The 11,986-nt window shown below is 61.8% G+C and carries 12 protein-coding genes; 3 read left to right on the forward strand and 9 right to left on the reverse strand.

The features are described 5' to 3' along the window. Positions 1 to 77 precede the first annotated feature (77 nt). Entirely contained in the window at positions 78 to 689 is a 612-nt protein-coding gene (gene ssb / locus B7L72_RS01200; protein ID WP_081192103.1) for a single-stranded DNA-binding protein, read from the reverse strand. Between the two features lie 41 nt (positions 690 to 730). Next, entirely contained in the window at positions 731 to 2,110 is a 1,380-nt protein-coding gene (locus B7L72_RS01205) for an MFS transporter (RefSeq protein WP_081192189.1), read from the reverse strand. A 184-nt stretch (positions 2,111 to 2,294) separates the two neighbouring features. Here B7L72_RS01205 and uvrA point away from each other — a divergent pair, with 184 nt between their 5' ends. The 3 genes from uvrA to B7L72_RS01220 all read left to right on the forward strand — a co-directional run bounded on the left by uvrA (position 2,295) and on the right by B7L72_RS01220 (position 6,139). Beyond that, positions 2,295 to 5,138: an excinuclease ABC subunit UvrA gene (gene uvrA, locus B7L72_RS01210; RefSeq protein ID WP_081192187.1), complete on the forward strand. Its 2,844-nt coding sequence runs from the start codon at positions 2,295 to 2,297 to the stop codon at positions 5,136 to 5,138. A 130-nt stretch (positions 5,139 to 5,268) separates the two neighbouring features. After that, positions 5,269 to 5,508 (forward strand): hypothetical protein, encoded by a 240-nt coding sequence (locus tag B7L72_RS01215; RefSeq protein ID WP_081192105.1) that lies wholly within the window; start codon positions 5,269 to 5,271, stop codon positions 5,506 to 5,508. Positions 5,509 to 5,578: 70 nt separating this feature from the next. Further along, positions 5,579 to 6,139 carry a hypothetical protein gene (locus B7L72_RS01220; RefSeq protein WP_081192107.1) on the forward strand — a complete coding sequence of 187 codons (561 nt, stop codon included), beginning with the start codon at positions 5,579 to 5,581 and terminating at the stop codon, positions 6,137 to 6,139. Here the strand turns inward: B7L72_RS01220 and B7L72_RS01225 are convergent. The 7 genes from B7L72_RS01225 to flhF form a co-directional block, all read right to left on the reverse strand. Next, entirely contained in the window at positions 6,136 to 6,402 is a 267-nt protein-coding gene (locus B7L72_RS01225; protein WP_081192109.1) for a hypothetical protein, read from the reverse strand. The two genes, B7L72_RS01220 and B7L72_RS01225, sit on opposite strands and share 4 nt — an antisense overlap. A 23-nt stretch (positions 6,403 to 6,425) precedes the next feature. Further along, positions 6,426 to 7,097 carry an OmpA family protein gene (locus B7L72_RS01230; protein ID WP_081139212.1) on the reverse strand — a complete coding sequence of 224 codons (672 nt, stop codon included), beginning with the start codon at positions 7,095 to 7,097 and terminating at the stop codon, positions 6,426 to 6,428. A gap of 4 nt (positions 7,098 to 7,101) precedes the next feature. Next, complete coding sequence (locus B7L72_RS01235) at positions 7,102 to 7,920, reverse strand: motility protein A (RefSeq protein ID WP_081139211.1); 819 nt, start codon at positions 7,918 to 7,920, stop codon at positions 7,102 to 7,104. 40 nt (positions 7,921 to 7,960) lie between these two features. Continuing rightward, positions 7,961 to 8,665 carry an RNA polymerase sigma factor FliA gene (locus B7L72_RS01240; RefSeq protein WP_081192111.1) on the reverse strand — a complete coding sequence of 235 codons (705 nt, stop codon included), beginning with the start codon at positions 8,663 to 8,665 and terminating at the stop codon, positions 7,961 to 7,963. 26 nt (positions 8,666 to 8,691) lie between these two features. After that, positions 8,692 to 8,904 (reverse strand): flagellar protein FlhE, encoded by a 213-nt coding sequence (locus tag B7L72_RS18805; protein ID WP_254893729.1) that lies wholly within the window; start codon positions 8,902 to 8,904, stop codon positions 8,692 to 8,694. A 293-nt stretch (positions 8,905 to 9,197) separates the two neighbouring features. Then, complete coding sequence (locus tag B7L72_RS01250; protein ID WP_081192113.1) at positions 9,198 to 9,785, reverse strand: hypothetical protein; 588 nt, start codon at positions 9,783 to 9,785, stop codon at positions 9,198 to 9,200. Next, complete coding sequence (flhF, locus tag B7L72_RS01255; protein WP_081192115.1) at positions 9,782 to 11,956, reverse strand: flagellar biosynthesis protein FlhF; 2,175 nt, start codon at positions 11,954 to 11,956, stop codon at positions 9,782 to 9,784. Before flhF ends, B7L72_RS01250 begins: the two co-directional genes overlap by 4 nt. Positions 11,957 to 11,986: the final 30 nt, after the last annotated feature.

Below are 11,986 nucleotides of genomic sequence, written 5' to 3' on the forward strand. Positions count from 1 at the left end.
AATCTCAAGTCACTGTAATAAATAGATAAATACAACCTGCGAACAGATGGCAACTTTACATACTACTTTACCATGCGCTAGAACGGAATTTCGTCGTCAAAATCGTCGAAGTTACCGGGATCCGGAGCGCCGTAGCTGCTGTTTTGCTGATGCGCAGGCGGCTGCTGCTGAGGCGCCGCGCCGCCACGCTGAGGCGCGGCATGCTGTTGCGGAGCGTAGCCACCCTGCTGAGGTGCCTGCTGAGGTGCCTGCTGAGGCGGCTGCTGGTAATGCTGTTGCGGCGGCGCAGACTGGGCTGGCGCTTGCTGGGCATAGCCACCCTGCGGCGCCCCCCCTCCCTGGTAGTCACCACTGCGACCATCCAGCATCTGCATGTCGTTGGCGACGATTTCAGTGCTGTAACGGTCCTGGCCATTCTGGTCCTGCCATTTACGCGTCTGCAGACGACCTTCGATATAGACTTTGGAGCCTTTTTTCAGGTACTGCTGGGCAATTTCAGCCGTCTTGTTGAAGAGCACCACGCGGTGCCATTCGGTACGCTCCTGCCGCTGGCCGCTCTGGCGATCCATCCAGGTGTCCGAGGTGGCCAGGTTCAGGTTGGCGACCGCTGTACCGGAAGGGGTGAAACGCACTTCCGGATCCTGGCCCAGATTACCGATCAGAATAACTTTGTTGATACCGCGCGCCATAAGGTCGCTCCTTGTCGTAAACGGTGATGGTCTCTCATTGATCAGGGCCGCGGTGGCGGAATCAACCGGGCCAGTGCCGCCTGATCAAGCTCTTTACGATTGACTTTCAAATATACCAGGCGCTCTTCCGGCACGACCATGACATCTTCGACACCCGCCACATCGGCCAGGTGCTCCATGAGTAGGTCCATGGCATCGGCCTGGGTATCCTGCAATGCCACCACTTCACTGGAGAGCGGCGGCGGTGACGGCATGCCGCACATGGCCAGCCACCAGCACAGCGCCAGCACCGCACAGCCGATGAACACGGCGTCCAGCCCCCAGGTGTGCGCCAGCCACCCCCCCAGGGTACCGCCCAAAAACGCGCCCAGGAACTGGCTGGTGGAGTAGACGCCCATGGCGGTGCCTTTTGCTCCGGCAGGCGCCAGTTTACTTAGCATGGATGGCAGCGTTGCCTCCAGCAAATTGAAGCCGGTAAAAAACACCAGCAGCCAGACAAACAGCCACTGCCCCTGGGAGAGCGGTAGCCCCAGCGCCGCCAAACTGAGCACGATGGCCCCAATGGCCAGCAGGCACATCAGTTTCATGCGCTGGCGCTTTTCGGCCACGATCACCAGCGGCACCATGGCGACAAACGACAGTCCCATGATGGCCAGATAGGCCAGTCCATGGTACTCCACCGCTACCCCGGCGTTCAGCAAGCGGAACGGCACGGCCACGAAAATGGCCATGAGCACCAGGTGCAGGGCAAAAATCGACACATCCAGACGCCACAAGTCCGAGCGGGTAATGACACGCTTGAATTGCTGACGGTCCAGCCCGACATCCCGGTGGCGCAGGCGCCTGGGCGCTGGCGGCACCCAGCGCCACAATACCAGCAAGCCCACCAACGTGAGCAGTGCCGTGAACCAGAACAGGCTCGACAGCCCTCCCCATGACGCCAGCCAGGGCCCCAGCACCATGGCAACGGCAAAGGACACACCGATGGAGAGGCCAATGGTCGCCATGGCAACGGTGCGTACCTGCTCGCGGGTCTGGTCGGCCAGCAGCGCCATGATGGCCGCCGCAATGGCGCCGCTACCCTGCAGCGCGCGACCGACGATCACGCCACCAATGGTATCCGCCGTGGCGGCCACGACGCTGCCTGCGGCAAAAATCAGCAGGCCCATGGCAATCACTCGCTTTCTACCGATCCGGTCGGACAGCCAGCCAAACGGAATCTGCAGAACGGCCTGGGTCAGGCCATACACGCCCAACGCCAGACCAACCAGTAACGGCGTCGCCCCTTCCAGCGTATCGGCATACAAGGCCAGCACCGGCAGCACCATGAAGAGTCCCAGCATGCGAGATGCGTAGAGACCGGCCAAGCCGCTGATGGCTCGGCGCTCGGCAGCCAGCAGCAGTGCAGAAACCTTGCGCATAGAACCCTTGTGTACGATGAGTGGGCCGAACGGCCTGAAATAACCGCCCATTCTAGCGCTTTGTCGGCACGCTGGAAACGCCAAGCATGAAATGCCCGCCACGCTGCAGCGAAGCGAGACAGTTTTGCCGGAAGGGGTGCCGCAACCGTATAATTACGCTTTTGCCACGCGATTCGAGGTGTTGATGGACAGCATTCTGGTCAGGGGTGCCCGCACCCACAACCTCAAGCAGATCGATGTGGAGCTGCCCCGCGACAAGCTGATCGTGATTACCGGCCTGTCAGGCTCCGGCAAGTCGTCCCTGGCGTTCGATACGCTCTACGCCGAGGGCCAGCGGCGCTATGTGGAATCGCTCTCCACCTATGCGCGCCAGTTTCTATCAATGATGGAAAAGCCCGATGTGGATCACATCGAAGGGCTCTCTCCGGCCATCTCCATCGAGCAAAAATCCACCTCTCACAACCCTCGGTCGACGGTTGGCACGATTACCGAGATTTACGACTACCTGCGCCTACTGTTTGCCCGTGCCGGCACCCCTCGCTGCCCAGAGCATGGCGAGGACCTGGAAGCCCAGACGATCTCCCAGATGGTCGATCAGGTCATGAACCTGGCGGAAGGCACCCGCTTGATGCTGCTGGCGCCGGTCGTCAAAGGCCGCAAGGGGGAGCATTTACAGCTGCTGTCCGAGCTGCGCGCGCAGGGGTTCGTGCGCGTCCAGATTGATGGCCAGGTGCTGGAGTTGGACGACATAGCGCCGCTGGACAAGCGCAAGAAGCACGATATCAGCGTGGTCGTGGACCGTTTCAAGGTACGTGACGATATCGCCCAGCGCCTGGCGGAATCCTTCGAGACGGCCCTGAACCTGGCCGACGGCACCGCCATGGTGCATTTCATGGACGGCGAGCAGGACGATCTGGTCTTCTCGTCCCGCTTTGCCTGCCCCGTTTGCGGCTATTCGCTCTCCGAGTTGGAGCCGCGGATGTTTTCGTTCAACAACCCGGCAGGGGCGTGCCCGACCTGCGACGGCCTGGGCATCCAGCAGTACTTCGACCCGGAGAAACTGATCAGCCACCCCGAGCTTTCCCTGGCGGAAGGCGTGATCAAGGGCTGGGACCGGCGCAACATTTATTACTTTACCCAGCTACAGGCGCTGGCCAAGCATTACCGCTTCGAGCTGGAAACGCCCTGGCAGGAGCTGGCCCGCCACGAGCGGGACATCATCCTCAACGGCAGTGGTGGCGAGCTGGTCCCCTTCGTTTACGTGGGAGACCGTGGCCGGAAAGTCACCCGTGAGCATGCCTTTGAAGGGGTGCTGCCCAACATGCAGCGCCGCTACCGGGAAACCGAGTCCAGCATGGTGCGCGACGACCTGGCCAAGTACATTGCGGTTCAGCCCTGCACCGCCTGCCACGGCTCGCGGCTCCGCAAGGAGTCTCGCCATGTGTATGTCGATGACCGAAACATCGCGGATATCGTCCACCTGCCGATTGGCGAGGCGTGGCGCTACTTTGGCGCGCTGGCGCTTCCCGGGCGCAAGGGAGAAATTGCCGACAAGATCGTCAACGAGATCCATGCTCGCCTGGAGTTTCTGGTCAACGTGGGGCTTGATTACCTGAACCTCGAACGCAGCGCCGACACGCTCTCCGGGGGCGAGGCCCAGCGTATCCGTCTGGCTAGCCAGATCGGTGCTGGCCTGGTGGGCGTCATGTACATCCTGGACGAGCCCTCCATCGGGCTGCACCAGCGGGACAACGACCGTCTGCTCAAGACGCTGGAGCGCCTGCGCGACCTGGGCAACACCGTGATCGTCGTCGAGCACGACGAAGATGCCATCCGCGCGGCGGACCACGTGCTGGATATCGGCCCCGGTGCAGGTGTCCATGGGGGCGAGATCGTCGCCCAGGGCACGCCGCAGCAGGTGATGGACAACCCGAACTCGCTGACCGGCCAGTATCTCTCTGGCAGCCGCGAAATTGCCGTCCCGGCTTACCGGATCCCGGGCAATCCCGAGAAGCAACTGGTGGTGCGCGGTGCCACGGGCAACAACCTGCAAAATGTCACCCTCAGCCTGCCATTGGGGCTGTTCATTGCCGTGACGGGCGTCTCCGGCTCCGGCAAGTCGACGCTGATCAACGGCACGCTGATGCCGATTGCCGCCCGTGAACTCAACCGGGCCACCACCCTGACACCGGCTCCCTACGAGAAGGTGGAAGGCCTGGACCAGCTCGACAAGGTCATCGACATCGACCAGAGCCCGATCGGCCGCACCCCGCGCTCCAACCCGGCCACCTATACCGGCATTTTCACGCCTATTCGTGAGCTGTTCGCCGGTACCCAGGAGGCTCGTTCCCGGGGCTACAAACCCGGGCGGTTCAGCTTCAACGTCAAGGGCGGCCGCTGCGAAGCCTGCCAGGGCGAAGGCATGATCAAGGTGGAGATGCACTTTCTGCCGGATATCTACGTCCCTTGTGACGTCTGCAAGGGCAAGCGCTACAATCGCGAAACCCTGGATATCCACTACAAAGGCAAGACCATCCACGAGGTATTGGAGATGACGGTGGAAGATGCGCTGGCCTTCTTCAGCCCCGTGCCCGCCATCGCCCGACGCCTGCAAACGCTCATGGATGTGGGGCTGTCCTACATCCGTTTGGGGCAAAGCGCCACGACGCTTTCCGGGGGCGAAGCTCAGCGGGTCAAGCTGGCGCGCGAGCTGGCCAAGCGTGACACCGGCAAAACCCTCTACATTCTGGATGAACCCACCACTGGCCTGCACTTCGAGGATATTCGCCAGCTGCTGACGGTGCTGCACCGCCTGCGCGACCACGGCAATACCATCGTGGTGATCGAGCACAACCTGGATGTCATCAAGACGGCCGACTGGTTGATCGACCTGGGGCCGGAAGGCGGTTCCGGGGGCGGGCAGATCATTGCCGAAGGCACGCCGGAGCAGTTGGCCAAACAGACGGTATCGCATACGGGCCGCTTCCTGGCGCCGTTACTCGAGCGCGGCAACCGCGCCACTCGCTAGGCGTCTCATGGGCCGCTGCTCAAGCGTTGGAGCAGCGGCCAAAAAGTTCAGGAAAAGACGGCGCTGACTGCTTTATAGTAAGCAGCAAGACGACTTAACAATGGTTGCTTCCTGTGAGGAGACACACGCTGTGGAACAGGACAAAAGCTGCATCATCCGCCACTTTAGCCACTACTGCTCGCTCAACGATGACGAGAAAGCGCTGCTGGCCTCGCTGGAAGAGAGCCCCACCAACATCAAGGCAGGCACGGTGCTCTGGGAGATGGGCGCACCGGCCAATGAGTTCTGCACGCTGCGCAGCGGCACCATGTCACTATTCCGGATCTCGCAGCGCTGGCTACCGAAGGAGAGTTCGATGACTGCTACCTGACCGACAACGTCAGGCCGTTGCTGGAAGCTTGAACGCCCTATCTTTTAGACCTTCAACGATGATACCGCTTATGCCCGTCAAGAGCCGTACACTGCTGGCGATACTGGGGGGGAGCCTGCTGGGCAACGCCCAGCTCGTCCAGGCGGCCACGTTCAACGTGGAGCACGCCGAACCCCATGAACACTGGTCATCGATGGCGCTGTCACTGGGCGAAGAGCGCCATTTTCGTGCCGTCGAGACCCACAGCTACTCCGATGCCACCTTGAGCCTCAATACCACCCAAGGGGTATGCGACCTCCCCTGGCTGGAAATGCGCGTGACCCTGGCACAGCAGCAGGGCGAGAGCCGCGCCGTCAATCTGGTGCCTACCCGGCTGCGTATCGATGACCAACCCATCGTGGACACCATGGCCGAGTTCATCACCGAGCGCGGCGATGACGGCTTCTACGCGCACTTTTACCTGAGCGATCTCGACACACTGATGGCACAGATGCGCACCGGTGAGCAGTTTTTTCTGGGCTTCGACCAAAACGAGCAGGAGCCCTGGTACATGACCTTCAGCCTCAACGGCGCAGACCGCGCCATCGCGCGTATGCAGCAGCTGTGCGAGGACAGCACAACAGAAGATTAACCGGTTCGCTGCTCGGCGATTTCCACACGATAGCGGTTCCAGGCCTGGATCAATGGATCGAAGTGGGCCAACTGTTCCAGCCGATGGTTGGCCAGAGCCAGCGCCTTGCGCTCTTGCTCGAGGTGCATATTGAGCGTGCTGATTTCGTAAGCCGAAATGGCCAGCGTCAGGTTTTCACCCAGAGCGACCTGCATTTGCCGACAGTCGGGATCGAGCACCAGCACGGCGCCAAAGAATTGCAGTCGAGAGTGATGCGTCAACACAAAGATAGCCTCGAGATAGAGCTTTACCCCTCGACCTGCTGCTTGAGCAGCAGTTCAACGCGCCGATTGGCAGCTCGCCCTTCCGCGGTCGCGTTGCTTTCCATGGGCTGGGTGTCGGCATAGCCAACTGCCCGCATACGAGAAATGGCGATACCCTGGCGCTCCAACTGGCGTACCACGGCAATGGCTCGCCCCGTGGAAAGCTCCCAGTTGGAAGGAAAGCGCGGGGTGGCAATGGGCACATTATCGGTATGTCCTTCCACCGATATTTGGCCTTCGAACGTTTGGAGTACCGACGTGAGACCTTCCAACACGATCAGGCCCTGGGGCGTTAGCACATCGCTACCACTGGAAAACAACAGGCTGTCGTCGATGCGCAGGGTGATGCCTTCACGGCCCTGCGAGACACTGACTCCTGGAATATCCAGCCCGGCCATCTGCGGCTGCACGCCGTCGTGACGTGGATGAATACCAGTGGCCAATGAGGCCAACGGCATGGCCATGATGGCACTGGCCGGCCCCATGGCATCGCTCTCCCTCCCTTCGCCACCGCCAGGAGGCGTCAGCGCCAGCAAGAGCACGAACAGGGTAATCAGCAGCGTCAAGACGTCCAGGTAACTGGTCAGCCACCCTTCATCGCTCTCGCTTGCTGCCGCAGGCAGCTCCAGCGCATGCCGTGCATCCTGATTGAGCATGGGGCTACCCTTTCTTCAGCGCCGGGTCGGCATCCGGGCGCGGCTTGACGCTCGCATCACGAATTTCATCGTGGTAGTTGGCCACGAACGAGTTCAGCGTTTCTTCGATGAACGACGGCAGGCGACGCTTGGTAATCAGTGAAATGCCTTCCAACACCATGTTCATGGTGATCAACCGCTCTTCGGTGCGCCGCTCCAGCTTGACGGCAATGGGTTTGAAGACCAGATTGGCCAGCAAAATACCGTAGAACGTGGTGAGCAGCGCCACGGCCATGCGCGGACCAATCACCTGCAGATCGCCCGCATCCATGACTTCCAGCATGTTGACCAACCCCACCAGCGTACCGATCATGCCGAAGGCCGGCGCATAGGTGGCCATGGTGCGAAAAATCTGTGCTTCGGCATGCTCCCGCGCCTTCAGACGTGCGATTCGCCAGCGCAGCATGTCAAAAATTTCATCTTCCTTGGTATTGGCAATGACCAGTTGAATCCCGGTGCGCAGAAACGGGTTGCGCGTGTGCTCCAGCTCCCGCTCCACGGCTCGCACATCGCCCTTGAACCATAACCGCGACATGGCCACCAACTCGCTGATATCGTCGCGCACGTAGGTATTCTCGCGGCGGAATACCAGCCCTACCAGGCGCACCACCCGCAGCACCTCCTTCAGGGGGTAGCTGATGAATGTCGCTGCCAGGGTGCCGGTAATGACGATGGCAAGGCCAGGCAAATTGATAAAGCTTTCGGGTGATTCTGCGGTGAAGAACAGCACGCTTACCAATAACAGCATGCTGGCAAATATGCCGATCAGCGTAGAGGGGTTCATCAACGGTTCCTTGCCGGTTAACGTGAGAAGGGTAAGAGGGTTAATGCTGGTCGCTCAAGCGAGCACGAAGGCGACTAACGGCCTGACTATGCAGTTGCGATACTCGCGACTCGGTCACACCCAGTACCGCTCCCACTTCCTTGAGGTTCATCTCTTCCTGGTAATACAGAGCCATCAGCAGTTTTTCACGCTCGGGAAGCGCCTCAATGGCTTCGATGAGCGTGCGCCGCTGCTGCTCATCGAGCAGCTGCTCGAACGGGCGATTGGCGCTGCCTTCGTCACCCGCTGGCTCACCGCCATCGGCCATCAGCTCCTCGAAAGGCAGCAGCCGACCGCTGTTGGTGTCATTCAGCAGCTGCTGATAGTCACTCAATGGCATATCCAATGCCTGCGCGATTTCCGTCTCTTCGGGGGGCCTGCCCAGTACCTGCTCCAAACGGCGCACGGTTTCATCGACCGCCCGGGCAGAGCGGCGCACGCTGCGCGGCAACCAATCCCGAGTGCGCAGCTCATCCATCATGGCCCCTCGGATGCGCTGGCTGGCGAACGTGGCAAACGTCGCGCCCTGTGCGGCATCAAAGCGACCCAGCGCCTCCAGCAAGCCCACCATACCCGCTTGAATCAGATCATCCAGCTCGATACTGGCGGGCAATCTGACCTGCAGCGTCAAGGCCTGACGCCTCACCAGTGGCATGTATTGCGTCAACAGCTCACTCTGCTTGATCCTGCCTTGTGCTGTATACATCCTATCGCCTCACGGCTAAACGATCTTTACTGATAGTTCACGATGACCTGTAACCCCTGCACCCGCACGGGTCGCTGCCCCGGCGACAGCGCAAAACGCATATAGAGTGGTTCGCTGGCGCTCAGGCCGGACAGTGCCATGGTACTGCCACGCGCGCTCCCCAAGGCCACACACTGTGCAGGATGGCACAGCCAGGCGTTGACAGGCACGTGGGCAGGCGTCTCGAAACGCCATTGCACTCTCGCCAATGTCGCGTCGCCCAGCGGTACGCCCGCGGGGGGGTGATGGCTTGGCTACTGCTTGCCCGATCGCTCATGGCCACCATCACCGAGGGCATTTGGCTGCTCCAGCTCCCCGTGGCCGCTAGCACCGAGCTGGCGAACCCAAACGCCAGCATCAGGAGCGCTGCGCTTGAGCAGCGCGCTCTGCGTGTCACTGTCGACCACTTTACGACGTGGATCAATGTTTGCCGACGCATCGTGTTGAGCGACCTCTTGTGTAGAACCATGAGCGGCACCTTGTCATGGGGCCATCAGCGCGCCAGCAGCAACAGCTCTATCTGCAAGTAATGCTCGGCGGCATCACGCAGGTTGTCGAGCAGCCCCTGCCGCGGCAAGTGGGGCTCGTGCAGTGCCAGCAAACGCGCTGGCCCGCCCCGCTCGCGCATCTGGCGCAGCGCGCGGTACATGCTCGCAAAGGCTGCGGCATCGCTGTTGACCCATAGCGCCCAATGGGGGTAGCGCTCGGCCAGGGCCGTCAGCGACCCTGCCTCTGGCTGGGCTACCTTGATGTCCCACTCCTGCGGATCACCCGCCCATTGGCGCCCCAGCGACGCCCACTGGGCCAGGCGCCCCTTGACCTTGTCTACCTGCACGGCGCCCGCTGGGCTCAGGCCCACCACCACCAGTGTCCGCGTTGGACGCGGCGCCGACACATTGGCCGCCGCCGTGGTGACCTCTGGCGAAGTGGCAGTGACGGCTGACGCAGCATCGACTGACGGCACGTCAACGTCCATTGCCTCTTGCGGTTCTTGTTGCGCTTCTTCCTGTTGCTCGCCGCGCTGCTGACGCTGTAGATCTGCCCATTTTCTCAGCCCTGCCGCCTGGTCCTGACCCTTCATAGCACATCCTCAAGGCTGACACTGCCCAGTTGACGAATGGCATCGCGGGCCATCAGCACATGCAGCAGCGCATCCAGCAGCGCCGTATCGCGACGCTTGCGCTGGCTACCCAGTAACCGAATCAGGTCCGTTCGCAGCGCCTGGCCGTGCTCATCATCGGCCAGGTCGAGATGGCCTGCCACGGCTGCCGCGCCGCTGGCCATCAGCAGGCGCAGCTCACGACTGACCTCACCGCCGTCATTGTCCTTGAGCTGCTGCCAGGCACGCCTGGTAAGTGCGGCCAGCCCATCGCTTTCGAGCTGTGTGACCAGCAGGGACAGGACATCGCTGCCCAGCCGTGCAGGTGTCAACCAGTAGCGACGCGCGACGTGTTTGTCTGTTTCCGGGTCCTGGATATCGCCTACCCACGCCAGCAGCGGGTGGCCCGAGGCTGTTTGCACCTCTACATAGGCGTTACACAACTGCATTCGCTGGCCGCGAAAACGGATTGAGACGCTATGGGTCAGCGTGCTCTCCTGGAACAGGCCTTTCAGGGTGTAGCGCTCGCCCTGACAGTTTACGCGCTGACTGGCGTGTACCGCGCTGACCCAGGTCAAACGTTGGCCATGCAACCAGGCAAGTACGTCAGGCTCCGGCAGGGCGGGGAGGAGATGCACTGCCATATTCTCTCCGCACTCCGCCAGGCGCGGCAGCCAGCCGGCTGGCTGACGATGCTGAAGGCGGGTCAGGGCCAACCAGCGGCCTTGCTCATCCAGCCGAATGTCCGGCATCGCCCAATCACAGCCACGTCCCTGGCGGCGCGGCGACCAGGCCAGCCCCATGGCAGCGCTATTGGCCTCCGCTCCTGCCAGCAGCTCATCCAGCCGCTGATCCTGAACGACGCCGGGCAGTGCCCCGATATCCCAAGCGGCTTCCAACAGATGAAAATCCACCACCCGCTTACGCAGCCGAGACAATACCGACGAGAGCCGACGCCCCTGCCCCAGCACATCCCGCGACCAGCGTGGCAAGCTGATGGGCGCCGGTGATTCGGCGTGGCGCGCAGCGCGGGGCTGTGCAGCCAACGCCTGATCGATCAGCGCCCGAGCGTCGGCCACGGCCATGTCTTCGGGTACCTGCTGACCATAAGAGCCAAACAGGACGCGCATGCCGTGGCGCATGACGATATCCAGCGCCGGAGCCAGCCGCCCGGCTTCGTCCTGCTTGGTGATGATGCAGTCATCCAACGTAGCCCCCGCCGCTCTGGCTGCCTGACGGTAGCGCAGCACGACCTCCTCCAGCGTTTCGGGCTGGCTGGCAGCGTTCAACATCAGCACCAGACGCACGGTGGATTGGCCACCTTGCAGGTGAGCGATCTGTTCGATCACCCGCTGGTCGCGCTGACTCATGCCTACGGTATCGACAATCACCCACTGCTTGCCCTGCAGGCGCCCTACCAGCTCGTCGATGGGCTGCTCGACATCCAGCGCATACATGGGAGTATCCAGCAGTCGCGCGTAGATGCGCAGCTGCTCGTGGGCACCAATCCGGAAGCTGTCGGTGGTCACCAGCGCCACTGGGCGTGTGCCGTGGCGCATCACAAAACGAGCCGCCAGCTTGGCCGTCGTGGTCGTCTTGCCAACCCCGGTAGGGCCTACCAGGGCCACAATGCCGGTCTGGTCGAAAAATGCGTCTTCCTGACGGAGCACGCTCAGCCGCGCCATGAGCTGACCACGCAACCAGGTCATCAAGGTCTCACTGGAGGCCGGTAACGCTGCCAGCTCGTCGGGCAGTGCCTCGACCACTTCCTGACTCAGCTCGTTGCTGAAGCCGACGCGCAGCATCACCTGCTGCAAATGCTCTGACGCGCTATCCGCCCCTGGCGCAGGGTCGGGTTGTCGTCGCGCCAGCAGCTCGCGCATCTCTTGCATTTCACGCAGCAGGCGCTCGCTCATGGCTTCCAACGGGTCTGGCTGTTGGGGCAACGAAAACACCGGCGCAGCGGGTTCCTGCTGCGTGGCCGGACTGGGGGCAGGATCGAACTGATCGACGGCATCGTCTGCCATGGCGAGGATTTCGACTCCCCCTTCGGTGCGCCGATTGGCCACGATCAGGGCGTCATCGCCGAGTACTTCTCGCACCTGGCGCATGACATCGCGGCTGTTGGCTCCGACAAAACGTCTAACGCTCATGCTTCACCTGTTACCTGTGTACGAAAGACG

The organism is Halomonas sp. BC1 (assembly GCF_002078135.1).
In the GTDB taxonomy this organism is placed as follows: Bacteria; Pseudomonadota; Gammaproteobacteria; order Pseudomonadales; family Halomonadaceae; genus Vreelandella; species Vreelandella stevensii.